The organism is Frateuria sp. GZRR35 (genome assembly GCF_051900415.1).
In the GTDB taxonomy this organism is placed as follows: Bacteria; Pseudomonadota; Gammaproteobacteria; order Xanthomonadales; family Rhodanobacteraceae; genus Frateuria_A.
This window is the reverse complement of the sequence record NZ_JBHZGL010000005.1, coordinates 240793-265645: the sequence shown is the minus strand read 5'-3', so window position 1 is coordinate 265645 and position 24853 is coordinate 240793. Positions and strand designations below refer to the sequence as shown.

The 24853-nt window shown below is 67.3% G+C and carries 19 protein-coding genes and 1 rRNA gene; 10 read left to right on the top strand and 10 right to left on the bottom strand.

Annotated elements, in window-relative coordinates; genetic code table 11:
- The 3 genes from rrf to ACFWZ3_RS08660 form a co-directional block, all read left to right on the top strand.
- Positions 1–102 (top strand): 5S ribosomal RNA (gene rrf, locus ACFWZ3_RS08670); the annotation flags it as partial.
- A 506-nt stretch (positions 103–608) separates the two neighbouring features.
- Positions 609–1292 carry a rhomboid family intramembrane serine protease gene (locus ACFWZ3_RS08665; protein WP_439707334.1) on the top strand — a complete coding sequence of 228 codons (684 nt, stop codon included), beginning with the start codon at positions 609–611 and terminating at the stop codon, positions 1290–1292.
- 10 nt (positions 1293–1302) lie between these two features.
- A complete protein-coding gene (locus tag ACFWZ3_RS08660) occupies positions 1303–1626 on the top strand; it encodes a DUF1820 family protein (protein WP_439707333.1) in 324 nt (107 codons plus the stop codon).
- Positions 1627–1677: 51 nt separating this feature from the next.
- Here the strand turns inward: ACFWZ3_RS08660 and ACFWZ3_RS08655 are convergent, their stop codons facing one another.
- Both ACFWZ3_RS08655 and ACFWZ3_RS08650 read right to left on the bottom strand, forming a co-directional pair.
- Positions 1678–2400 (bottom strand): glutamine amidotransferase, encoded by a 723-nt coding sequence (locus ACFWZ3_RS08655; protein WP_439707332.1) that lies wholly within the window; start codon positions 2398–2400, stop codon positions 1678–1680.
- Positions 2397–4241 carry a GspE/PulE family protein gene (locus ACFWZ3_RS08650; protein ID WP_439707331.1) on the bottom strand — a complete coding sequence of 615 codons (1845 nt, stop codon included), beginning with the start codon at positions 4239–4241 and terminating at the stop codon, positions 2397–2399. Before ACFWZ3_RS08650 ends, ACFWZ3_RS08655 begins: the two co-directional genes overlap by 4 nt.
- A gap of 98 nt (positions 4242–4339) precedes the next feature.
- Between ACFWZ3_RS08650 and glyQ the strand changes: the two genes are divergently transcribed.
- A complete protein-coding gene (gene glyQ, locus ACFWZ3_RS08645) occupies positions 4340–5251 on the top strand; it encodes a glycine--tRNA ligase subunit alpha (protein WP_439707330.1) in 912 nt (303 codons plus the stop codon).
- Positions 5248–7392 carry a glycine--tRNA ligase subunit beta gene (glyS, locus tag ACFWZ3_RS08640; protein WP_439707329.1) on the top strand — a complete coding sequence of 715 codons (2145 nt, stop codon included), beginning with the start codon at positions 5248–5250 and terminating at the stop codon, positions 7390–7392. The genes glyQ and glyS overlap by 4 nt, the downstream gene beginning before the upstream one ends.
- 91 nt (positions 7393–7483) lie before the next feature.
- Here glyS and ACFWZ3_RS08635 read toward each other — a convergent pair whose 3' ends face one another.
- Positions 7484–8047, bottom strand: a complete 564-nt coding sequence (locus tag ACFWZ3_RS08635; RefSeq protein ID WP_439707328.1) for a helix-turn-helix domain-containing protein — start codon at positions 8045–8047, stop codon at positions 7484–7486.
- Between the two features lie 292 nt (positions 8048–8339).
- Here ACFWZ3_RS08635 and ACFWZ3_RS08630 point away from each other — a divergent pair, with 292 nt between their 5' ends.
- Positions 8340–9194, top strand: a complete 855-nt coding sequence (locus ACFWZ3_RS08630) for a DUF1481 domain-containing protein (RefSeq protein ID WP_439707327.1) — start codon at positions 8340–8342, stop codon at positions 9192–9194.
- An 89-nt stretch (positions 9195–9283) separates the two neighbouring features.
- Here ACFWZ3_RS08630 and ACFWZ3_RS08625 read toward each other — a convergent pair whose 3' ends face one another.
- The 5 genes from ACFWZ3_RS08625 to mnmG form a co-directional block, all read right to left on the bottom strand.
- Positions 9284–11347 (bottom strand): autotransporter domain-containing protein, encoded by a 2064-nt coding sequence (locus tag ACFWZ3_RS08625; protein ID WP_439707326.1) that lies wholly within the window; start codon positions 11345–11347, stop codon positions 9284–9286.
- Between the two features lie 39 nt (positions 11348–11386).
- Positions 11387–12412: an acyltransferase family protein gene (locus ACFWZ3_RS08620; protein WP_439707325.1), complete on the bottom strand. Its 1026-nt coding sequence runs from the start codon at positions 12410–12412 to the stop codon at positions 11387–11389.
- Positions 12413–12451: 39 nt separating this feature from the next.
- Entirely contained in the window at positions 12452–14767 is a 2316-nt protein-coding gene (locus tag ACFWZ3_RS08615; protein WP_439707324.1) for a Tex family protein, read from the bottom strand.
- A gap of 121 nt (positions 14768–14888) precedes the next feature.
- Complete coding sequence (locus ACFWZ3_RS08610; protein ID WP_439707323.1) at positions 14889–15641, bottom strand: RDD family protein; 753 nt, start codon at positions 15639–15641, stop codon at positions 14889–14891.
- A gap of 198 nt (positions 15642–15839) precedes the next feature.
- Positions 15840–17711 (bottom strand): tRNA uridine-5-carboxymethylaminomethyl(34) synthesis enzyme MnmG, encoded by a 1872-nt coding sequence (gene mnmG, locus ACFWZ3_RS08605; RefSeq protein WP_439707322.1) that lies wholly within the window; start codon positions 17709–17711, stop codon positions 15840–15842.
- A gap of 574 nt (positions 17712–18285) precedes the next feature.
- Here mnmG and ACFWZ3_RS08600 point away from each other — a divergent pair.
- Positions 18286–18471 carry a hypothetical protein gene (locus ACFWZ3_RS08600; RefSeq protein WP_209615088.1) on the top strand — a complete coding sequence of 62 codons (186 nt, stop codon included), beginning with the start codon at positions 18286–18288 and terminating at the stop codon, positions 18469–18471.
- 92 nt (positions 18472–18563) lie between these two features.
- Here ACFWZ3_RS08600 and pepN read toward each other — a convergent pair whose 3' ends face one another.
- Complete coding sequence (pepN, locus tag ACFWZ3_RS08595; RefSeq protein WP_439707321.1) at positions 18564–21194, bottom strand: aminopeptidase N; 2631 nt, start codon at positions 21192–21194, stop codon at positions 18564–18566.
- 63 nt (positions 21195–21257) lie between these two features.
- Between pepN and ACFWZ3_RS08590 the strand changes: the two genes are divergently transcribed.
- Entirely contained in the window at positions 21258–22253 is a 996-nt protein-coding gene (locus tag ACFWZ3_RS08590; protein ID WP_439707320.1) for an aldose 1-epimerase, read from the top strand.
- Positions 22250–23197, top strand: a complete 948-nt coding sequence (locus ACFWZ3_RS08585; RefSeq protein WP_439707319.1) for a pyridoxal-phosphate dependent enzyme — start codon at positions 22250–22252, stop codon at positions 23195–23197. Before ACFWZ3_RS08590 ends, ACFWZ3_RS08585 begins: the two co-directional genes overlap by 4 nt.
- An 88-nt stretch (positions 23198–23285) precedes the next feature.
- On the opposite strand, the gene ACFWZ3_RS08580 is transcribed toward ACFWZ3_RS08585, so the two are convergent.
- A complete protein-coding gene (locus ACFWZ3_RS08580; RefSeq protein WP_439707318.1) occupies positions 23286–24179 on the bottom strand; it encodes a DMT family transporter in 894 nt (297 codons plus the stop codon).
- An 80-nt stretch (positions 24180–24259) separates the two neighbouring features.
- Between ACFWZ3_RS08580 and ACFWZ3_RS08575 the strand changes: the two genes are divergently transcribed.
- On the top strand, positions 24260–24814 hold the full coding sequence (locus ACFWZ3_RS08575; protein ID WP_439707317.1) for a DNA-3-methyladenine glycosylase I: 555 nt from the start codon (positions 24260–24262) through the stop codon (positions 24812–24814).
- Positions 24815–24853: the final 39 nt, after the last annotated feature.

The window sequence follows — 24853 nt, the reverse complement described above, 5'->3', positions numbered from 1 at the left end:
AGCGCTGTGGTCCCACCCGATCCCATCCCGAACTCGGAAGTGAAACGCAGCCGCGCCGATGGTAGTGTGGCTTGTCCATGCAAGAGTAGGTCACCGCCAGGGGCTTTATCCAAAAACCCTCACCGATGTCGGTGGGGGTTTTTCTTTGCGCGTGCGTCGCAGCCTGGGGTACGCCCGTGCTGGCGGTCCGGCGCCGCGATCCCGCGTGGGACGTAACCGCGCTTCCGGCGGCCGCGCGCATGAGCCGATCCACGCTTCGCTGGACCGAATCGATCCCGATGCCATGGCCGTGCGCCCGCGCTTAGGGCACGAAGCGAGCTCGCATATCACGCGGGTCACACCACGCGCGTTACCGTCTCGAAAGCGGCAGGGTGAGGGTTTTGCCTTGCTCCCCGCAGCGCTGCCATGGCGGTCGCGCACAGGTGCGCTCCTACAGGGAACTTTGACCGCGCCTCGTTGCGACACGTGATCGGTGGGGCGCGGGACCTGATCTCCCAATTGCACATGCGTGCACCCATCACGCTTCTTCGGAATAAACGGGCCCAGTATTCCCGCTGTGCCTCTATGATGCGTGGAAGACACGACGCCGCGCCGAGGGAGACGCCGCCTTGTTCGTCCATGTGGAAACCCGACGGCGCTCAGCCACGCAGTGGGCGACGCTGTTGCTCGTGCTTGTGTGCGTGGCCAGCTTCGTGGCTTTGGCGTTGATGCCGCCACAGCAGCGGATCTCGTTTCTCCTCGAATGGGGCACCATTCCCGCCAACATCTTCGATGCTCACGAGGCGCTCTGGCGGCAGTTGGGCGACACCGCGCTGTTGCGCCTCTTCACGGCGCTCTTCATCCACGTGGCCTGGATCCATCTGCTGAGCAACCTGCTCTTCCTGGTGATCTTCGGCCTGCCGGCGGAGCGGACGCTGGGCTCGGCGCGTTTTCTGTCGCTGTTCGTTGCCGGTGGCATCGTGGCGAACCTGGTTGGTGCCCTGACACTCGCCGGCGTCCGGCTGCCGATCATCGGTTGCAGCGGAGCCGTGTCGGCGGTGTTGGGCGCGTATGCGGCACTGTTCCCGCGGGCCCGGCTCGGCCTGGTGTTGCCGCTGGGCCTGTTCCTCGAATTCGTGCGCGTACCGGCGTACCTGCTGATCGGCATCTGGGTGCTGCTGCAGTTGCTCTTCAGCTACGCCGGGCCGAGCTATGGCGCGGTGGTGTGGTGGACGCACATCGCCGGCTTCCTGTTCGGCATGTTGTTCGCGCTGTTCTCGCGCGATGCGATCGCACGCCGCCTGCGCGGATAAACTGCGGGCCATGCGCGCGAAGAAGCTCTACAAAGTCACCTTCCTGCACCTGGGCAAGTGCTACGAGCTGTACGCACGGCACGTGGATACCAGTCCGCTATGGGGCTTCACCGAAATCGGCGAGCTCGTGTTCGAACCAGCCGGTTCGGGGCTGCTGGTCGATCCCACCGAGGAGCGTCTTCGCGAAGAGTTTGCCGACACCCGCGTGCTTCATCTGCCGATGCAGTCGGTTGTCCGCATCGAGGAAGTCGAGCGCAAAGGTGCGCTGGTGATCCGCGAGGCCAGCGACGGGCAGAAGGTCACGCCCTTTCCGCTGCCGCCCAAACCCCGCTAACCCTTTCACAGCCGGCGCGTACGTTACAGCGGATGCCGGCCCCCGGCCTGATTACGCTGCGCTCAGCCCATGACGCAAGCCGAACCCTCGCATGAGGCTACGCGCGATCGGCGTGGCGGCTACTTCGCGCCAGACCTGACGGGGATCGCTGCCTTCGCGCTGCATCGCAGCGTGCTTGCGCCGGATATAGGCACGCATCACATCCGCATTGAACTCGGGGTGGAACTGGGTGCTGACCGCGTTGGGGCCGTAGCGGAGCAGGTGGTGCGGATCACGCGCCGAGCGGGCAAGCACGGTCGCTCCCGATGGTGGCTCCAGCACGCTTTGCTCGTGCGTGGTGTGAGCGCGGAAGCTTGCGGGCAGCCGCTCCGTGAGCGGATCGCGGCCGGCGGCTGGCGTCAGCTCGATCGGCAAGGTGCCGATTTCCCGCCCGCCGGGCAGGTAGTCCACGCGGCCGCCAAGCGCATGCGCCATCAACTGATGGCCGTAACAGACGCCGAACAATGGCAGATGGGCATCCATGGCATCGCGGATCCAGCCCGCGGTGCGCTCGCTCCACGCGGCACGTTCGGTGACCATCGTCGCGGAACCGGTGATCAGTGCGCCAGCGACATCCTTCGCCGAAGGCAGGTTCTCGCCGGCGGCGACGTCCACGACCTGTACGCGTACCGGCGACAGCGCCGCGCACAGGCGAAACCAGTGGGGAAAGTCGCCGTGGCGCGCACGGATGGGATCCGGCGCGCGGCCGGTACGGATGATCAGGATGGGCTTCATGCGGACGTCTGGGTGGCCAAAGGCTGGGACGGGTTCTCGTTTTCGATGGGCGGCAGGACGGTAAGCACTTCCTGCACCGTGGTCACGCCCTTGGCCACCTGTGCGGCGGCCGAAATGCGCAGGGGCTGCATGCCTTCGGCCAGTGCGGCTTCGCCCAGCCTGGCCAGATCAAGCTGGGCCGAGACCAGACCGCGCAGGCGCGGACTGATCCTGAGCATCTCGTAGACGCCCGTGCGGCCCATGAACCCGGTATTGCGGCACTCCAGGCAGCCGACCGGCTCGAACACCTTCTCCGGCAACGGCAGCGACCAGCCATGGGTCAGCGCCGTCCACGCGTGCGGATCCTGCGGCGCCTCGCGCTTGCAGTGCGGGCACAGCGTGCGCACCAGGCGCTGGGCGACCACGCCGGTGAGCGTGGACTGGATCAGGTAATGCGGCACGCCCAGGTCGAGCAGGCGGGTCACCGCGCTGGGCGCGTCATTGGTGTGCAGGGTGGAGAGCACCAAGTGACCGGTCAGCGAGGCCTGCACCGCCATCTGCGCGGTTTCCAGATCGCGGATCTCGCCGATCATGATGATGTCCGGGTCCTGGCGCAGCAGCGTGCGCACGCCGGCGGCGAAGTCCAGCTCGATCGAGGCCTGCACCTGCATCTGGTTGAGCTCGGGGCTGACCATCTCGATCGGGTCTTCCACCGTGCAGACGTTGAGCTCCGGCCGCGCCAGGTGCTTGAGCGTCGAGTACAGCGTGGTGGTCTTGCCCGAGCCGGTCGGACCGGTCACCAGCACGATGCCGTGCGGTCGCTCGACCAGCGAGCGCCAGATGGCGTCTTCCTCCGGCGAGAAGCCCAGCTGCGAGAAATCCTTGGCCACGATGTCCGGGTCGAAGATACGCATGACCACCTTCTCGCCGAAGGCGGTGGGCATGGTCGAGATACGCAGTTCCACCTCGCGTCCGGCGGAGGAGCGGGTCTTGATGCGGCCGTCCTGCGGGCGGCGCTTCTCGGCGACATCCATCCGCGCGAGGATCTTGATGCGCGCGGTCACCGCGGTCATCACCGGCGGCGGCAGTTCGAACACCTTGTGCATGATGCCGTCGATGCGAAAGCGCATCTGGCCCGCGTCGCGGCGCGGTTCGAGGTGAATGTCCGAGGCGCGCTGCTCGAACGCGTACTGCAGCAGCCAGTCGACGATGTGCACGACGTGGCGGTCGTCCGCTCCGACCTCGCCGGTCTTGCCCAGCTCCACCAACTGCTCGAAGTTGAGGATGGCCGCTGCGCTGTCGTAGCCCGATCCCTTGGCGTCCTGCGCCATCTGGATCGAGCGTTGTACGCCATAGAGCTCGGCCAGGTAGCGATTGATGTCCAGCGGGCTGGCCACCACCCGGCGCACGTCCCGGCGCAGCATCTGTGCCAGGTCACCCGCCCAGGCCGCGTCGAACGGCTCGCTGGTGGCAAAGGTCACTTCCGCCGGTGTAGCTGCCACCGGCAGGATGCGATGGCGTGTGGCGTAGGCATGGCTGACCACCTGGGTCACCGCTGCCACGTTGATCTTCATCGGGTCGATCTTGAGGTAAGGCAGCGCCGCCTGGCCGGCCAGCCATTCGGTCAGGCTCTCGAGCCCCAGGGGACGACCGGGATCACGCTGGTTGGGCAGCTTGGCGTTGGCGATCAGCACCAGCGGGTGCAACTCGACCGTGGCGCGGCCGGCACGCGCCCCCATGCGTACGTTCTTGGCGTCCTCGGCGGCCACGAAACCGTCGACCACCAGGGCGGCCAGCACGTCGTCCAGCCCGAGCCGGCCACGGCGGCCGAGCAGGGATGCGATTTGCGGTGATGCGGCCATCGAGGACGGGCCTCCCCCGTGTGCGTTCGAGCGGCGCCGGGCCAGTGCGGGCGCGGGCTTTGGCTATACTAACGCGCTTTGTTGCAAGGCCGACCGCCATGCCCGCGCGCACTTTCCAGGACGTGATCCAGACCCTCAACCGCTATTGGGGGGCGCAGGGTTGCGTACTCCTGCAGCCGCTGGACACCGAGGTCGGCGCGGGTACCTTCCACCCGGCGACGTTCCTTCGCTCGCTCGGCCCCGAACCCTGGGCCGCCGCCTATGTACAGCCCTCGCGCCGTCCCACCGACGGCCGGTATGGCGAGAACCCCAACCGCCTGCAGCATTACTACCAGTACCAGGTGGTGATGAAACCCAATCCCGAGAATATCCTCGAGCTCTACATCGGCTCGCTGAAGGAGTTGGGGCTGGATCCGCTGGTGCATGACCTGCGCTTTGTCGAGGACAACTGGGAATCGCCCACGCTGGGCGCCTGGGGCCTGGGCTGGGAGGTCTGGCTCAACGGCATGGAGGTGACCCAGTTCACCTACTTCCAGCAGGCCGGCGGCCTGGAGTGCAGGCCGGTGACCGGCGAGATCACCTACGGCCTCGAGCGCCTGGCGATGTACCTGCAGAATGTGGACAACGTCTACGACCTCATCTGGACTGAGGGTCCCCACGGTACGGTCACCTACGGCGACGTGTTCCATCAGAACGAGGTCGAGCAGAGCACGTACAACTTCGAGCACGCCAACGTGCCGGAGCTGCTGCGCTGGTTCGACGTCTGCGAGGCGACCGCCAACCAGCTGATCGCCGCCGGGCTGCCGCTGCCGGCCTACGAGCAGGTGATGAAGGCCAGCCACACCTTCAACTTGCTCGACGCGCGCCGTGCGATCAGCGTGACCGAGCGACAGCGCTACATCCTGCGCGTGCGCACGCTTTCCCGTGCCGTCGCCGAGGCCTACGTGGCGCAGCGCGAGAAGCTCGGCTTCCCCGGCCTGAAGAACTTCAAGAAGGAGCCGGCCGCATGAGCGCCGCCAAATCGCTGCTGATCGAACTGGGCACCGAGGAACTGCCGCCCAAGGCGCTCGACGAGCTGTCGCAGGCGTTCCTGGATGGCATCGTGCAGGGCCTTTCCCGGCGCGGCATCGAGGGCGCGCTGGATACGGCGCGCGCCTACTGCACGCCACGCCGCTTGGCCGTGTACGTGCCCGCGGTCGCGGCCACGCAGCCGGAGCAACACATCGAACGCCGCGGCCCGGCGCTCAACGCCGCACTTGATGCGCAAGGCCAGCCGTCCAGGGCGCTGACCGGCTTTGCGCAATCCTGCGGCGTGGAGGTTTCGCAACTGGAGAAGCTGGAAACCGACAAGGGCGCCTGGTTCGTGTTCCGCGCGGTCAAGGCCGGCCAGCCGCTGGCCTCGCTGCTGCCGGAGATCGTCGAGGAGGCGCTCAAGGGCCTGCCGATCCCGCGCCCGATGCGCTGGTCCGGCCGCGACTACACCTTTGTGCGCCCGGTCCACTGGCTGGTCATGCTGCATGGTGCCGACATCATCGACGGCGGCGTGCTGGGCCTGAAGAGCGGGCGCAAGTCGCGCGGTCACCGCTTCATGCACCCGAACCCGGTACACGTGACCGACGCCGACGGCTGGCTCGACGCGCTACGCGCGGCCAAGGTACTGGCCGATCCGCTGGAGCGCCGCGACCGCATCCGAGATGAGATCGCCCGGACCGCGGCGCAGACCGGCGGCGAGCCGCGCCTGGATGATGCCCTGCTCAACGAAATCGCCAACCTCACCGAATGGCCGGCGGCGATCGCCTGCACCTTCGAGCGCGAGTTCCTGGCGGTGCCGCCCGAGGCGCTGGTCACCACCATGGAGACCAACCAGAAGTTCGTGCCGGTGTTCGACGCGACGGGCAAGCTCACCGAGCATTTCATCGGTATCGCCAACATCGAGTCCAAGGACCCGGCGGAGATCCGCAAGGGCTACGAGCGGGTCATCCGTCCGCGCTTCGCCGACGCCAAGTTCTTCTGGGACGAGGACCTCAAGACCCCGCTGGCAAGCTACCAGGAGTCGCTAAAGAACGTCACCTACCAGCAGGCCCTGGGCAGTCTGTGGGACAAGAGCGTGCGCGTGGCCGAACTCTCGCGCGTCATCGCCAGCCGCGTGGGCGTCGACGCCGGCGCCGCCACCCGTGCCGCCTCGCTGGCCAAGTGCGACCTCCTGACCCGCATGGTCGGCGAATTCCCGGAGCTGCAAGGCGTGATGGGCCGCTATTACGCACAGCGCCAGGACGAAGGCACGGCGGTGGCGCAGGCACTGGACAGCTACTACCAGCCGCGCTTCGCCGGCGACGCCATCGCCGCTGACGCGGTCGGCCAGGTTCTGGCCGTGGCCGAGCGGCTCGATACGCTCGCCGGCATCTTCGCCGTCGGCATGAAGCCCAGCGGCAACAAAGACCCCTTTGCGCTGCGTCGCGCCGCGCTTGGCCTGGCGCGTACGCTGGTCGAGGCCGGCCTGGAACTGGACCTGCGCGCGAGCTTCGCCGAGGCGTTGGAATTGCTGCCCGATGCCGCGCTCGCCGCCGGCCTCAAGCCCGGCAAGGACGGCAAGCTGCCTGTGCTCGACGCCGGCGCGCGCCGTGCCGCGCTGCTGGGCGAACTGACCGAGTTCGTGTTCGACCGCCTGCGCGGCTACTACGCGGAGCTGGGCTTCACCACCGAGCAGTTCGAATCGGTGCTGGCGGTGTCGCCGGTGACGCTGCCCGACTTCGATCGCCGCCTGCGCGCGGTGGCCGAATTCGGTCGTCGGCCGGAAGCGGCAAGCCTGGCGGCGGCCAACAAGCGTGTGGCCAACATCCTGCGCAAGGCCGAGGAAGAGACGGGCATCGCACCCGGCGGTGCGGTCGATCCGGCGTGTTTCGAATCGCCGGCCGAGCACGATCTGGCCGGCGCGCTGGATGCCGCCCTCGCCGATACCGCCGGGCCGCGTGCCGACGGCGACTACACCGCCGTACTGACGCGCCTTGCCCGGCTACAGGCGCCGGTGGATGCGTTCTTCGAGGGTGTGCTGGTCAACGCCGAGGATGCCCGCGTGCGCGCCAACCGCTTGGCCCTGCTGGCCAGCCTGAAGGCACAGTTCTCGACCGTTGCCGACATCGCACGCCTGTAATCTCAGGCGACGGCACCACTGCATGCCGCCCGGATGGCCGTGAAGCCGGCACCGGGCGGCAGACGTAACCAGGCCAGCCGGCGTTGCCCTCTCAGGTGCCTGCGCGACCGATCCGCTCGGCCAGTTGCCGGTTGAAGGTCAGCATGGCATCGGTATCCACACGCATGCCGCCCGGACCCACCGCCTCGTAAAGCTTTGCCAGCAGGTCGCTGTGGTCGGCCAGCGAAAGCCGCTGACCGGTCAATTCCAGCTCCGACTGCAGGATGCGCATCGCGGCATTCAGGCGTTGTGTGTCCACCCCGACGCTCTGGACCTCTAGGACATGGCCGCCTGAGCCGTCCAGGCGCGCGCGGGGCCGCAGGGTGGTGTCGCTGGTGGTTTGTTCGTCGATGCCGGACTGGTCCACGTCCGGCAGGATCGCGCCTTCGCCGGCGACCAGCCAGACCAGCGAGATGCCCAGGGTGCGCGCCAGCGTCACACAGCGTGCGCGTGAAGGGTCGGTGATGCCGTCGCGCCAGCTGCGCACCACGCCCTCGGAGAAGCCGCACATGCGGGCGATTTCGGTGGCGCTGCCGACGCGCTGGATCAACAGCTTGATGCGGTCGGCAAAAGTGCCGGTGCTTTCGGAGGTGAGCGGGGGCGGAGCGAGATTCATGGGCTTTTTCCTGGCATCAGGAAGCGACACAGGCCACCGCCGGCCGGCGGTTGGCCTGGCGCCATCCTAGCGCGCGGTGCTTACCGCGAGCTTTGGCTTGCCCCGGCTGCGGCCCACCGGGCGGGTGGCGAGAACAGCCACCGGGGCTGCCATCAGTCTGGCTTGACTTTTGCCCGGGGGTGTTTTTTTCCGCTATGCTTGGAACTTCCCCCGCGGAAAACGTACGCGAGATGCCGTGCGATTTCCGTGTATTCCCCAAAGCAATTGCTTTCAATCGAGTAGAGGTTTTCCCATGCGCAGGATGGTCTGGTCGCTGATGTCGGTAGCTGCGCTGGCACTGGCTGGCTGCAATGGCTCCAACGCGCCCGAGCAGGGCAATGGCGATACTGCCGCCACCGCGGCGAAGGCGAACTCGGTCAGCGGCACGATCACCGTGCGTGGCGACAGCGCCGTCTCGCCGGAGGCCAAGCTGGTGGTCAACCTGGTCGACGTGTCCTCCACCGACCAGGCCGGCGCCGCGCCGCTGGCCAGCAAGACCATCGCGCCGGTGCAGTTCCCGCAGTCGTTCGAGCTCACCTTCAACCCTGCCGATGTCAATCCGGCCGACCTGTACGTGGTCAAGGCCGACCTGACCGACGGCGAGCGCCACTACAAGATGGCGCTGCAGGCGCCGGTGCTGACCAAGGGCGCACCCAGCCAGGTGTCGATCGAACTGGTTCCCGAGCAGACCCCGGGCGAGAAGGAACTGGCCGACTTCCAGGCCGTGCAGAAGCAGATCGGCGGCATGAAGATCAGCAACGGCACCAAGCTTGAGAAGGACGTCTCGCGTGCCTGGCAGGTGTTCCGCCAGAACGGGCAGGTGCAGTTCATCCGCGCCCGCGCCGATTACGGCGACAAGGGCTTCACCAGCACCGACTACGCCTACCGCGACGGCAAGCCGTGGGTCGTAGTGCAGCAGAAGAAGGCGAGCCAGGACGCCAAGCCCAGCTCGACCGAGCGCGCCGGTTGGGACAAGGACGGCAACCTGGTGCTCAAGCAGACCGTCTCGGGCAGCAAGACCGAGTCGCTGAGCGACGACGAAGCGGCCAGCCTGAAGAACCAGGCCGAGAACATCCTGAACCTGGCCACCGGCGGCAAGGGCAAGTAAGCCCGCACCCTGCGGGACGTCCAGCCATCCGGACGTCCGGCCAAAGAAAAAGCCGCCCTCGGGCGGCTTTTTCGTGGGCGTGACCGCCGTCAGAAGCCGACCTTGACGCCCAGGTTTAGGCTGTCGTCCTTCTGGGTGTCGTCGCTGAAGCGGCCGTGATAGCCGAACCAGCCAGTGACGTTCGGGCTGAACTGCGCGGACAGACCCACGTCGGCACTCGCCCAGGTCTTGTCCGGCACGTAACCGGTCAGGGCGAAGCTGCCTGGCATGCTCACCAGCCCGGCCCGGACCTCGCGCGGGTCGGCCTTGTCGTCGTGGTTCCAGGCCAGCTCCACGTACGGCATCAGCGTGGCGCCGCCGGCCTGCCACTGGCCCTGCAGGCGCCAGCCCAGCGACTCGATCAACGCATCGCGCTGCTGCGCGCCGAACCACATCGCCGTGCTGTCGGCACCGGATTCGGTGTAGCTGTCGATCTTCACCGTCTGCCATTCCACGTGGGCGAACGGGCCAGTCTTCAGGCTGCCGGTGCCAAACCACCAGCCGCCTTCCAGGCCGCCACCGAGGTGCGAACCGTCGGCCTTGCCGCCCTCGGTGCGCAATGCCTGGCCCAGCAGGATGCGTCGGTTGACGTCGCTGAAGTTCGACTGGCCGAAACTGCCGAAGCCGCCCACGTAGCCGCCGCCGTTGTGATACAGCGCGTAACCGAGGCCGGAGATGTCCTGCATCTTGTAGCCGCCGGCGTTACCGGCAAAGTCGGCGTTGTGCTGGCCCAGCGAGAGCGCCACGCCGATCGAGACATTGTCGTTCACGCGCGCGTCGGTACCGAGCATCAGACTGACGTTGTCGCTGTCGGTATGCGGCGAGCCACTCGTCGCGTCGAATCGCTGGTGGCCCACGTCCACGCTGGCGAAGAAGCGTGTGTCACTGCCATGGCCATCAGCCAGCAACTGGTTGCGGATGGTGCGGTACTGCGCGCCGGTCGCGGCGAGCGGCGCCTCACCCAGTAGCGAGACCTGGCCGGGGGCCGCTAGCACCGACACAACATAGCTGCCGAGCATCGCATGCGCTGCCGTAGTCGGGTGAACGCCATCAGCAAACAGATAAGTCTGGTCGGCGCCATCGGGGTAAGAATACGGCAGGCCCGAACCTTGAGGGCCGCACTGGACCGCTTTGACCTCTACGCCGCAGGCAGCATCCGTAACATTTGTGAAACCATAAGCCGCAGGGTTAGCGACTACCTCGTTTAACAGTGCGTACGCGTTGATGGGAATGATCCCGACGTCCATCTGCGACAGGCCAGTCTGCAGCACGCCGTTATAGATGAGGCCGAGCCCAGCTAATTGGTTGGCAGCGTCCGGACCTTGCGCCCGCGCCGATGGAGTGAGCCCAATATTCGGCAGGTTGAATACCAGAAGGTTCCTTACTCCTGCGCCTTGCAGTTTGCCAATAAGCGTTACTTCCTGCTGCGCAGTCGCGGCAATGGCAGCCTGCGCTTGTCCCGGAGTCTCGAACGCGGACGCGGGCACGCCAGCTTGCGCTGCTACCCCAGCGTTGATCTGCGCAGTGATTACCGGTGTGATCTGTGCGGTGAAGTTTGCTACCTGACTGTCTGGCAGGCCCTGTGCACGCGCCTGTGCCACCGCTGCTGCGATGTTCGAGGCGATCAATTGTTGTGCGGTAGAGCTAGCCGCAACCGCCGTAGCGTGGAAAAAAATGTCGTTCGCACCGCCCCATATGGCGTACAGCGCCTTTGGATCAATGGACACATCTGCAAGGTAGCTGTTGACCTGGGCAGTTACCGTTTGCGCTGTCAGGGGCGTGTTGGGCGCGTTGTTGAGAACGCCTGCGCCGCCCCACGCGTAGTCGGTGCCGCCAGCTACGGAAGGGGACACTGGAAGGCCTAGACGCGCTCCCGCGATTTCGATGGCAACCATCCCGGGATTCGTCGTAAAGCGAAGTGGAATCGGCGAGCCTTGGGATAACGACAGGTTCCCGTTGTCGTTCAGGCTGTCACCGAAAACCACGACCTTAGAGAAGTCGGTGGCAGCAGCAACGGAAGAGAACGCCAAAGTAACGAGGATGGCGCTGGCAAGACAAGTGCGGTGCATATCTTTTGCTCCTGACGCGGCCGGACGGCTCAGTTCGAGAGCCACGATACCGCATTGCCTGCCGGGGCGCATGTTGCGCGTTAGTTATTTAACGACGACGTGGGATCGATTATCGCGAGGCGTGGAATTCGCCCCCCACGCGCGCCATACCCAGCTGTAATCCATAATGGGGCGGAATAGTGGTGCGCACAAAGCGAGAAAGCACACCAGCAAAAACGCGGCTACCGCAGCGACGGCTAGGCCCACGGCAGGGTCCATCTTGCGGACGGGAATCCATAGTCCATAAAGCATGGACAGCTTTATGAGCAACCCATGAAGTAGGTAAATTGGGAGGCTTTGGCGACCGAGAAAGGCCAAAGGGCCGGACTTATGCCAAGCTAAGCGCAACACCGCCCAGACACCTGCCGCAGAGCAAGCCAAAAGCCCGAGCTGAATAAGGCCTCCCCAGCGGTTCGTATATGGAGTGACTCCGTAGAGCCATTGTGCATTTAGGTGGCGTATCGACCACGCGAAGATGGCAAGCAAAAGTAAGGTAAACCAAGCCGCCGGGCGCGCCCCTTTATTCGGAAGGCCAAGTAGATGGCCGGCAACAAAGAAGGGGAAAAATACGAGCGTTCTTGAAAGGCTAAAGGCGTAATCAACGTCATTGGAATAGCCGGATATGATAGCTATGATGCACGCCAGAAAAATCGGTTGCCGGAGCGTGAGAATGGGGACCAGCATTATCCTCCAGCACGCCAGGCTAGCGAGATACCACAATCCCCAGTAGGGCTGGATAACCTGGTACGAAAATGGCTTGTGCAGCATCCATGCGTCGAGCGCGAGGTAGATGGCTTGAAATACAAGCAAGGGAAGGATCAGCGTTGCTAGCCACCGGGCACCCTGCTTGGCTCCAAACTCTGCACGCGAGAGCATGCCGGAGAGATAGATGAATGCGGGCATGTGAAACAAGTAGATGAACTGATACAGGGCTTCCAGGAAAGCAGCCTGATATCGGATCTGCTCGAGGCAGTGGCCGAACACCACGAAAAATATAAGCAGGAACTTTGCATTGTCTATTCTGGTGTCACGGCCAATTAGTGCGCCAGGTGTATTTTGATCAATCGTCATGAATCGGTCCCTTTGCAGCCTGTCGTTAGTGCCGGAGAACTATCGCTTGCCCTGCTTGGCGCGCAGCAATGCGTCGGCGAAGGCGTTGTTGGCCGGCGGCACCGAGGGTTTCGGTGCCGGTGCGCCGCGTGACGGGCGGGCGTTGCGATGATCGCCGCCGTCCGGACGCGCGCCGCGCGCCTGGCCGGGTTCGTCGTCCAGGCGCATCGACAGGCCGATGCGCTGGCGCGGCAGGTCCACCTCCATCACCTTGACCTTGACGATGTCGCCGGCCTTGACCGCGTCGCGCGGATCCTTGACGAAGGTGTGCGACAGCGCCGAGACGTGGACCAGGCCGTCCTGGTGCACGCCGATGTCGACGAAGGCACCGAACGCGGCGACGTTGGTCACGCGGCCCTCGAGGATCATGCCCGGGCGCAGGTCCTTGAGATCTTCCACGCCCTCGGCAAAGCTCGGCGCGACGAACTCCGGGCGCGGATCGCGGCCGGGTTTCTCCAGTTCCTTCAGGATGTCGCGCACGGTCGGCACGCCGAATTTCTCGTCGGTGAACTGGTCGGGTCTGAGACCGCGCAGGAAGCTGGTGTCGCCGATGATGTTGCGCACCTCGCGCCCGCACTGGGCGATGATCCGCTCGACTACCGGATAGGCTTCCGGGTGCACCGCGCTGGCATCCAGCGGGTTGTCGCCATTGGGCACGCGCAGGAAGCCCGCGCACTGCTCGAACGCCTTGTCGCCCAGCCGCGGCACCTTGAGCAGCGCCTTGCGGTTGGCGAACGGGCCATTGGCGTCGCGGTGCTTGACCACGTTCTCGGCCACGCTCGTCGAAAGACCGGCCACGCGCGAGAGCAACGCGGCCGAGGCCGTGTTGACGTCCACGCCGACGGCGTTGACGCAATCCTCGACGCGGGCGTCCAGCGCGCGTGCGAGCTTCACCTGGTTGACGTCGTGCTGGTACTGGCCCACGCCGATCGCCTTGGGTTCGATCTTCACCAGTTCGGCCAGCGGGTCCTGCAGGCGGCGTGCGATGGAGACGGCGCCGCGCAGGCTCACGTCCAGATCGGGGAATTCCTTGGCGGCCGTTTCCGAGGCCGAGTAGACCGACGCACCGGCCTCGCTCACCACGATCTTGGAAAGCTTCGTGTCCGGCAGCTTCTTGATCAGCTCGCCCGCCAGCTTGTCGGTCTCGCGCGAGGCGGTGCCGTTGCCGATCGCGATCAGGTCCACGCCGTGCTGCTTGCACAGCTTTGCCAGGGTGACCAGCGATTCGTTCCATTGGCGCCTGGGCTCGTGCGGGTAGATCGTGTCGGTCGCCAGCAGCTTGCCGGTGGGATCGACCACCGCGACCTTGACGCCGGTACGGATGCCCGGGTCCAGGCCCATCACTGTCTTGGCGCCGGCCGGAGCAGCCAGCATCAGGTCCTTGAGGTTCTCGCCGAACACGCGGATTGCTTCGTCCTCGGCGCCCTCCCGCACGCGGCCGAACAGGTCCAGTGTCAGGTGCAGGTGCAGTTTCACGCGCCAGGTCAGGCGCACGGTCTCGCGCAGCCAGGTGTCGGCCGGACGGCCACGGTCGTGGATGCCGGCATGGGCGGCCACACGGCCCTCGCCTTCCAGGTGACCCTGCTCGGCATCCAGCGCCGGTTGCAGTTCCAGTTCGATCACGCCCTCGTTGCGCGCGCGCATCAGCGCCAGCAGGCGGTGCGAAGGAATCTTGCCGACCGGTTCGATGTGGTCGAAGTAATCGCGGAACTTGGCGCCTTCGTTTTCCTTGCCTGCGACGACCTTCGCGCGGATCTGGCCCTTGTCCCAGAGCCAGTCGCGCAGCTCGCCGACCAGGTGTGCGTCTTCGGCGATCGACTCCATCAGGATCGCGCGCGCACCCTCGAGTGCCGCGCGAACGTCGGCCACGCCCTTGTCGACGTCGACGAACTGCTCGGCGAAAGTCTCGGGGGCCAGCGTGGGATCTTCGCGCAGGCCGGTCGCCAGTGGCTCCAGGCCGGCCTCACGGGCGATCTGCGCCTTGGTGCGACGCTTGGGCTTGTAGGGCAGGTAAAGGTCTTCCAGCCGCGCCTTGGTGTCGGCGGCGAGGATGTCGCTCTTCAGCGCATCGGAGAGCTTGCCCTGTTCCTCGACGCTGGCGAGGATCGCGCCGCGGCGCTCCTCCAGCTCGCGCAGGTAGCGCAGGCGCTCTTCGAGCAGACGCAGCTGCGTGTCATCCAGGCCGCCGGTGGCCTCCTTGCGGTAGCGGGCGATGAAGGGCACGGTCGCGCCTTCGTCGAGCAGGCCCACCGCCGCGCGCACCTGGTCGGGCTTGGCGGCGATGTCCTGGGCAATGCGGTGTTCGATGCTGAGCATGTGATCAACGACTTCGAGTGGTGCAGGAAGCCGTCGATCATAGCAACCGGATCATGGTCCGTAGGGTGGGCTTGAATCCACCTTCGCCGTTTCGCAGGGTGGGCCCAAGCCCACCCGCGGGTCAGGCGTGGAACGAGCGATCGTCGCGTGGCGCCGCGTTACGGAACGCACCGGCGCGGCCGTTGAGTACCAGCGTATTGGCGATCATGTCGTGCAGGCCCTGCTTGCGGCGCGTCCAGCCGATCATCAGGAAGCCGATACCCAGGATCATCCAGCTGAGCAGCTTGGCTGCGTAGCGGCCGAGCGCGCGCCAGAAGCTGATGCGACCGCCGTCCAGGTCGGCCACGCGGATGCCCATCGCCAGCTTGCCCACGGTGGCCTGCCAGGCCGAACTCTCGCAGAAGGCGAAGTACAGCCAGACCAGGATGGCGGTCAGCGCCACGCCCGCGCGCATGGCGTCGTAATACTGGCCGTAGGCTGCGAGCATCACGTTGGCGTCCGTGCCCGCTGCGAGCAGGGCCTGCTGCAGCTTCGCCTGGGCGGCTCCGTTGCCGAACGCGTCCATGATCAGCATCTGCGGGATGTACAGCACGATCGCGTCGATGATGTAGGCAACCAGGCGCTTCCAGAAGCCGGCGTAGTCTTCCAGCGTGGCGGTAGTGGTCGGCGGTGGCACCGCGGCAGCGGGGGCGAACGGTGGCGGCGTGGCGGCCAGCGCGTCGGGAAACAGCACCGACAGCGGTTGCCAGTCGGCCAGGCCCTCGTACCAACCCAGGTCCTCGGCGGCCAGTTGCCCGCTGCGCAGCCACTGGCGCACGTCGTCCTCTTTGTAGGGACCATGGCGCTGGCCGTCGCGGCCGATCCAGATTTCCATCCGCTAGCTCCGAAAGACATCGATTCGACCGATGATGCCACGGGCCATCGCACATCGCTCCCTCTCCCCTCCGGAAGAGGGTTGGGGTGAGGGGTTGCTCTTGCGGGGAGGCGGCTTTTGCCGCTTGAAATGAAAAATTCCCGCGAGCCCCGACCCCTCACCTCGGTCCTCTCCCCGGAGGGGAGAGGAAGCAGAGCATCAAGCGCGGCGTTTCAGGTGCACCAGCAGCAGTGAGATCGCCGCGGGCGTCACCCCGCTGATACGCGCGGCCTGGCCGAGCGTCGCCGGTTGCGTGCGCTTGAGCTTGAGCAGTACCTCGGACGACAGCCCGCGCACCTTGTCGTAGTCGAAGCCGGTGGGGATGCCGGTGTGTTCGTGGCGCCGCTGGCGTTCGATGTCCTCGCGCTGGCGCTCGAGGTAGCCGGCGTACTTGGCCTGCACCTCGACCTGCGCGGCGACGTCCTCGCGCTCCACGGCGGGGCCCAGTTCGCTGACGGCGGTGAGCTTGCCGTAGTCGAGCTCGGGGCGGCGCAGCAGGTCCAGCGCGTTGGTCTCGCGGCTCACGGTGATGCCAAGTTGACGCTCGATCGCCGCGCCCAGCGCGTTGGTCGGCGCAGCCCACTGCGAGGCCAGCCGCTGCGTCTCGCGCTCGACCGCCTCGCGCTTGGCGCGCAGTGCATCGAAGCGTGCCTGCGGCACCACGCCGAGCGCGAAGCCCTGCTCGGTCAGGCGCAGATCGGCGTTGTCCTCGCGCAGGTGCAGCCGGTACTCGGCGCGCGAGGTGAACATGCGATAAGGCTCGAGCGTGCCGTTGCTGGTCAGGTCGTCGATCAGCACGCCGACGTAGGCCTCGTCGCGGCGCGGATACCAGGGTGCTTCGCCACGGACCATGCGCGCGGCGTTAAGGCCGGCGAGGAGGCCCTGTGCGGCAGCTTCCTCGTAGCCGGTGGTGCCGTTGATCTGGCCGGCGAAGTACAGGCCGCCGATGCCTTTGGTCTCCAGCCACGGCTGCAGTCCGCGCGGATCGAAGTAGTCGTACTCGATGGCGTAACCGGGGCGCGTGATGTGCGCATGCTCGAAGCCGGCAATCGAATGCACGACATCCAGCTGCACGTCGAAAGGCAGCGAAGTGGAGATGCCGTTGGGGTAGATCTCGACGCTGTCCAGCCCTTCGGGCTCGATGAAGATCTGGTGCGAGCCCTTGTCGGCGAAGCGCACCACCTTGTCCTCGATCGAAGGGCAGTAGCGCGGCCCGACGCCCTCGATCTGGCCACTGAAGAGCGGCGAGCGGTCGAGTGCACCGCGGATGATCTCGTGCGTGCGTTCGCTGGTGTGGGTGATCCAGCAACTGACCTGGCGCGGGTGTTCCTCGCGCGCGCCCAGGTAGGAGAACACCGGCGCGGGGTCGTCGCCGGGCTGTTCCTGCAGGCCGCTGAAGTCGATGCTGCGCACGTCGATGCGCGGCGGCGTACCGGTCTTCAGGCGGTCGGCCGCCACCGGCAGCTCGCGCAGGCGCCGGGCCAGCGTCGTGGCGGGTGGATCACCCGCGCGTCCGCCAGCGTACTGCGCCGGGCCGATGTGGATCTTGCCAGCCAGGAAAGTCCCGGCAGTGAGCACCACCGCGCCGGCACGGAAGGTCAGGCCCATCTGCGTGACCACGCCGGCGACGCGCCCGCCCTCGATCACCAGGTCGTCGACCGCTTGCTGGAACAGGTCCAGGTTGGGCTGCGACTCGACGATGCGCCGGATCGCCGCGCGGTACAGCGTGCGATCGGCCTGGCAGCGCGTCGCTCGCACGGCCGGGCCCTTGGAGGCATTGAGCGTGCGCCACTGGATGCCGGCCCGGTCGGCGGCGTGCGCCATGGCGCCGCCCAGGGCATCGATCTCCTTGACCAGGTGGCCCTTGCCGATGCCGCCGATCGCCGGGTTGCAGCTCATCGCACCCACGGTTTCCAGGTTGTGGGTCAGCAGCAGGGTGCGCGCGCCGCAGCGGGCCGCCGCCAGCGCCGCTTCGGTGCCGGCATGGCCGCCGCCGACCACGATCACGTCGTAGCGGGTGGGATGGATCATCGGTAGGACGCCTGGCGCATGCGAGGGACGAAAACGTGCTTATGTTAGCGCTTCGGGCTGCGCGCCCGAACATAATCAAGAGCTTGGCACGATTGCTGCTTCACCTCTCGTGCACTTTCCATGGGCAGACGCTGCGCGAACCGCGCGCCGAGGCTGGGCAGACAGGGGCCCGACCGCGTACCAGGAGAGGAAGCATGACGGCGCCGCTGGGGATTCCCACGGCGCCGTCGCCTTTTCCGGCCCCGGAAAAACCAAGCCCCGCCAGTGGCGGGGCTTGGCCGTGCTTAGATCTGGCGCCCGGCGGTCTCAGGAACAGGGGGAATCCAGGATGACCGTGTTGCCGGGCGCCAGAAACCGAAAGGTCGCGGGCGCCGTCGCGACGTGTCGCGACTGCGGGAGCGATATTCCCAGTACCCCCGTGAATAAAAAGTGACTAATTCCGGCTTTTTTTTGTAAGGGCGGTGACGCTGAGCGTCAGCCCGGCGATCCGGTCCCAAGCCGATTGTGATGGCGATCACGCTCTGGCATGGCCATTGCAGAGTCCGCTTCACCCATCCCATCCCTCGCGTTCGCCATGAACACCACTTTCGACTTCCAGCCTGTCTATCCGCGCCACGATCTGATGATCGAGATCGGCAAGGTGCAGATGGCGATCGAACACCTGGCCGCGCGCACCGAGCAGGAACGCCAGAACCTGGCGCCGCGCCTGGAATCGCACATGGTTCGCCTGCGCAATGCGCTGAACCAGCTCGCCGCTTGACCGCATGCGCCTGGAGCCCGCTTGCGGGCGATGCCCTGATTCATCGAGCCGGAGAGCATCGCCCGCAAGCGGGCTCCTACAAAAGCAGTGGCTCAGCCCTTGAGCATGTTGCCGACGATCTCGGCCAGGTTGCGCGAGAGGCTTTGCTCGGCCAGCCCTGCCACCGCCGCCCGCGCCTGTTCGCGCCGCGTCGGCTCCAGCCGCTGCCAGCCGTTGAACGCCGTCGCCAGCCGCGCTGCGACCTGCGGGTTGAGCGCATCCAGTTCCGCCAGCCGCGCGGCCAGGAAACGGTAGCCCTCGCCATCGACGCGGTGGAAACCGCTCGGGTTGCCGCGCGCCCAGGTGCCCAGCAGCGCCTGCACGCGGTTGGGGTTCTTCAGGGTGAACTTCGAGTCGGCCTCCAGCGCGCGCACGCGTGCCAGTGCCGGCTCGCCCGGGATCTGCGCCTGCACCGCGAACCACTTGTCCAGCGCCAGCGCGTTGTCCGCGTGGCGCGTGCGGTAACGGGCCAGGGCCTCGGTCGCTTGCGGCGCGCCGCTGCGGACCAGCACGGCGAGGCTGGCGAGGCGATCGGTCATCGTCGCGGCGCGGTCGAACTGCGCCGCGGCAAAGGCCTGAGCCGTGGGCGCATCGAGCAGCACCAGCAGTTCCAGTACGCGACGCTTGAGCCGGCGCTGTGCCTGGCTGGCGGCATCCAGCGCGTCGCTCGCCTGCGCGGTGAGCGCGCGGTAGCGTTCGGCCAGCGCGGCTGCGCCGACGCGCGAGGCCAATTCGCGCTGCAGGGTCTGGCGCAGCGCATGGATACGCGCGGGGTCGACGTCGGTCTCGCGCTCGGCCAGTTCCACCTCGCTTGGCGGCGTGAGCAGGTCGGCCAGCAGCGCCGGGTCCAGCGTGGCCTGGTCGAACAGCCGGGCGAGCGTGTCGCCCCAAACCGTCAGCGCCTCGTGGCCGCGGCCGTCGCGCAATTCCATGTAGGCACGCCAGGCCAGTTGCTGCGCGGCCTCCCAGCGGTTGAAGCCATCGGTGTCGTGGGTCAGTAGCAGCGCCAGCTCGACTGGCGCGTACGCGTAGTCGAGGACCACCGGCGCGGAGAAGCCACGCAGCAGCGAGGGCACCGGCGCACGCTCGACCCCGGGGAAGACGAACGACTGCTCTTGCGTATCGAGCACCACCACCTGCTCCGTGGCGCCCTCGTGCAGCGGCAGCATGCGCCCATCCGGATCGAACAGCGCGAGCTTGACCGGGATCGGCAGCGGCTGCTTGTCCGGCTGGCCGGGCGTGGGCGGCGTGTGCTGGCGCAGGGTCAGCGTGTAGGAACGCGCAGCGGCATCGTAGTGCCCCTCGCCTGACAGCCGCGGCGTGCCAGCCTGGCCGTACCAGGCGAGATACGGCGCCAGGTCAATGCCGTTGGCCAGGCCCAGCGCAGCGAGGAAATCCTCCAGCGTGGCGGCGCGCCCGTCGTTGCGCTCGAAATACAGGTCCATGCCGCGTCGGAAGCCTTCCGGCCCCAGTCGTCCGGCCAGCATGCGCACCAGTTCCGAGCCCTTCTCGTACACCGTGGCGGTATAGAAGTTGTTGATCTCGCTGTACTGCGAGGGGCGCACCGGGTGCGCCAGGGGGCCGGCGTCTTCGGGGAACTGCGCGCGGCGCAGCAGCGCGACGTCGTCGATGCGCTTGAGCGAGGGCGAATTCATGTCCGCCGAGAACTGCTGCTCGCGGAACACGGTGAGGCCCTCCTTCAGCGAGAGCTGGAACCAGTCGCGGCAGGTGACGCGGTTGCCGCTCCAGTTGTGGAAGTACTCATGGCCGATCACTGCCTCGACCGCGCGGTACTCGTCGTCAGTGGTGGTGTCCGGATCGGCCAGCAGGTACTTGGCGTTGAAGATGTTTAGGCCCTTGTTCTCCATCGCGCCCATGTTGAAGTCGTGCGTGGCGACCACGTGGAACACGTCCAGATCGAAATTGCGCCCGTAGGCCCGCTCGTCCCAGCGCATGGCGCGTTCGAGCGCGTCCATGGCGTAGTGGCAGCACTCGATCACGTCCGGTTCGGCCCAGATCACCAGAGCCACGTGGCGGCCGTCCGCGGTGACGTAGTCGCGCTCGAGCTTTTCCAGTCGCCCGGCCACCAGCGCGAACAGGTAACAAGGCTTCGGGTACGGATCGACGAAACGCGCCCAGTGGCGTCCGTCCGGCAACGCGCCGGCGCCGTCCGGATTGCCGCCGGCGAGCAGCACCGGGAAGCGCTCGCGGTCGGCGCGCAGCGTGACGGTGTAGCGCGTCAGCACGTCCGGGCGGTCGGGGAAGAAAGTGATGTGACGGAAGCCCTCGGCCTCGCACTGGGTCAGCAGGAAACCGCGCTCGCGCGAGCCGGACAGGTACAGCCCTTCCAGCGCGGTGTTGGCCGCCGGGCGTATGCGCACGCGGGTCTCCAGCACGCTGCCGTCGGCGACCCGGTCGATCTCCAGCACGTTGTCGCGATAGCGGTAGCCACTTGCGTCGAGCGGCTGGCCATCCAGCGCGATGGCCAGCAGTTCCAGCCCCTCGCCATCCAGCCGCAGCGGCGCGTCCTGCGCCGGGTCGCGCCGCAGGTGCAGGCGCGAGTGCACCTCGCTCGTATCGATGCCGAGATCGAATTCCAGTTCGATCCGCTCGACCGCCCAGGCGGGTGGGCGATAGTCGGCAAGGCGGATGGGCGAGGGGGTTTGTTCGTCGCGCGCAGTCATGGAGAAAAAGCCGCTGGGGGAAGGCTCAGGCTAACATGCGGCGTTTTCGCGACCGGACGGAACATGGGCGCTTTCAACGTCGCCATCGAAGGATTGGATACACAGCCGATCGTGGTATTGGACGACAGCGCGCGTGGTCGCCGCGTGCGCATGGCGCGGCACGGTGCCTGCGTGCTCGGCATCGAGGCGACGGTCCGCGGCCGGCGCGTGGAACTGGCCGATGGCCATCGCGACGCGGCCGAACTGGCCGCCCGGCCCGGCTCGCGTTTCGCGCTCCTGGCGCCCTTCGCCAACCGCGTGGCCGACGCGCGCTACCGCTTCGACGGCACCGACCACGACCTCATGCCGGGCGTGACGGGCGCCGCGCGCGCCAGCCGCCATGGCTTCGTGCGCGATGCCGAGTTCGCGATTGCCGCGCTGGACGCGGACGAGCGCGCGGCCAGCGTGCTGCTGGCCACCGCCATCCCGCCGCAGCCGGGCTACCCGTTCGCGCTCGACCTCGCCGTGCGCTACACGCTTGCGGCCGACGGACTCACGCTGGAGGCCACGCTGCGCAATGTCGGCAACCTCGCCGCGCCGGCCTTTGTCGGTTGGCATCCGTATTTCCGCCTGGGCGACGACGCGCTCGCTTCGTGGGAGCTCGCCATCCCCGCGGCCTGCGTGATCCGCACCGACGCGGACTACATTCCGCTGCCGGGCGAGGCGGCCTACCAACCGCTCGCGCAGGCATCGGCGCTCGACTTTCGCCAACCGCGCGCGGTCGGTGCGCTCGAACTCAACCACACCTATGCCCGACTGCACGCCGACGCCGACGGCCGCATGCGCACGCGGTTGCGCGATACGGTCAACGGCGTCGGCATCGCAGTGTGGCAGGAGCGCGGCGTGCTGCTCGCCTACACCGGCGACACGCTGGAACGCGGCGCACGTGCATCGCTCGCACTCGAACCGATGGAAAGCCTGCCCGACGCCTTCAACCGTCCCGACTGCGCCGACGCCATCCGACTTGAACCCGGTGCCGCACGGACGTTCCGCTGCGGCGTGGAGATCGAAACGCCATGACCGCCTTGCCCACCTTCGCCCAGATCCAGGACGCCGCCGCCCGCATCGCGCCGCATGCGCGAGCCACGCCGGTGATGCGCAGCGATGCGCTCGACGCGCTGGCCGGCGCGCAGCTGCATTTCAAGTGCGAGAACCTGCAGCGCGGCGGTGCCTTCAAGTTCCGCGGCGCCTGCAACGCGGTGTGGGCGCTGGACGAGGCGGCTGCCGCGCGCGGCGTGGTCACGCATTCCTCCGGCAACCACGGCAACGCACTGGCGCTGGCGGCGGCGACCCGCGGCATCCGTGCGCACGTGGTGGTGCCCGAGGGCGCGGTGCGCGCCAAGCTCGAGGCGATCGAACGCGCTGGCGCGATCTTGCACCGCTGCGCGCCGACCCAGGCCGCGCGCGAGGCGGCCACCGCACAACTGGTGCAGGACACCGGCGCGGTACTGGTGCATCCGTATGCCGACACGCAGGTGATGGCCGGGCAGGGCACCATCGCGCTGGAGCTGCTGGCGCAGGTGGCCGATCTCGATGCAATCGTCACGCCGGTCGGCGGCGGCGGACTGGCCTCGGGCGTGGCGATCGCCGCGCATGCGCTGCGGCCGGAGCTTGCCCTTCATGCCGGCGAACCGGCCGGCGCAGACGACGCCGCGCGCTCGCTCGCTCGCGGCGAGCGCGTCACCGACGTGGTGCCGGAGACCGTCTGCGATGGCCTGCGTGCACTGGTCGGCGAGCCGAACCTCGAGGCGTTGCGTCAGCATCGGATCGATATCGTCACGGTGACCGACCAGGAAACCGTCGCGGCCATGCGGCTGCTGTGGCAGGAGCTCAAGCAGGTGGTGGAAGTGTCCAGTGCGACCGCCTTCGCCGCGGTGCTCAAAGCTCGCGAGCGCTTCGCCGGCCGCCGCGTCGGCATCGTGCTCACCGGCGGCAACGTCGATCTCGACGCGCTGCCGTGGTGACTGTGCAGGAGCGCACCTGTGCGCGACCCGCCATCGCCGGGAGCCCGCCGTCGCCGGGAGCCCGCGGTCGCGCACAGGTGCGCTCCTACTAAAGCGGTCTTTCGCGCTTGCCCAGGCGCACGCCCACCACGGCCGCCAGCCCCGCCAGCACCAGCGCGATGCCCAGCCATTCCATCGCATCGGGCCGCTCGTCGAGGATCAGCCAGGCCAGCAACACGCTGACTACCGGCACGCCGAGGCTGGACAGGCTCGCCACCGTGGTCGGCAGGCGCTTGAGCACCACCAGCCACAGGCCCCAGGCGACGCTGGAGGCCATCACCGCGCTGTAGACCAGCGCGCCGGCGAAAGCCCAGTTCCAGGCGATCGGCCGCGAGGGCACCAGCAGCGCAACCAGCCCCAGCGCCAATGCGCCGACCAGCATCTGCCAGCTGGTCAGCGACAGGGCCGACACCGCGTGGCGCTGGAACAGCCGTTTGCTGAGCACCGTCCCGGCCGCCCACGCGGCGCCGCCAGCGAGCGCCAGCACCGTGCTCAGCGGACTGCCCAAGCCCTGCCACGGTTCGAGGATGCACAGCAGCCCGGCGGCGGCGAGCGCCAGGCCCAGCCAGTGCCGCGCCGAGGGCGTCTCGCCCAGCAGCGGCCAGGCCAGCAGCACCGACCAGAACGGCATGCTGTAGGCGAGCAGTGCCACGTGCCCGGCACCGCCGCCGACCAGCGCCCATTGTTCGAGGCCCTGGAACGCGGCGGTCTGACACAGGCCGATCAGTACCGTGGACACCAGCGGCGGCGGGCGCAGCGACTGCCGGCTCACCGCCAGGGCGACGAACAGCACCACCGCGCCGAACAGGTAACGCAACGCGGCGAAATCGAACGGCCCCGCCCAGTTCAGCGCCTGCTTCATCACCACCCAGCTGTAGGCCCAGATCAGGATGGTGCCGGCCAGGGCGCCCAGCGCGCCGCGCTGCGGGGAGGTTTTCGACATGGGAAGCAACGCGCGGGAAAGTGCGCCAGTGTACGCCGCGCACTGCGCTACATTGGCTCCCCTGCCATCAGGGGATCTCCATGCACCGCTGCGCCTGGGCCACCGACGAGCTGCTTTGCGCCTACCACGACACCGAGTGGGGCGTGCCGCTTCACGAGGACCGCCTATTGTTCGAATTCCTCTGCCTCGAAGGTGCGCAAGCCGGCCTGTCCTGGCGCACGGTGCTGGCCAAACGTGAGCGCTACCGCGAGGTGTTCCACGCTTTCGATATCGTTCGCGTGGCGCGCATGACCGATCGCGAGCTGGAGAAGGCGCTTACCGATCCGGGCATCATCCGCAATCGCCTGAAAGTGACCGCCACGCGCGACAACGCCCGTGCCGCGCTGAAGGCAATCGAGGCGCACGGCAGCCTGGACGTCTACCTGTGGTCGTTCGTCGAGGGCAAGCCGTTACGGAACCGCTGGAAGACCAGCGCCGAGGTGCCCGCCACGACGCCGGTCTCCGACCGCATGAGCAAGGCACTGAAGAAGGATGGCTTCCGCTTCGTCGGCAGCACCATCTGCTACGCGCTGATGCAGGCCACCGGCATGGTCAACGACCACCTGGTCGGTTGCTTCCGCCACCGGCAGGTCTGAACAACAGCGTTGTGTCACGATCGCCGTCCTCACGACCGA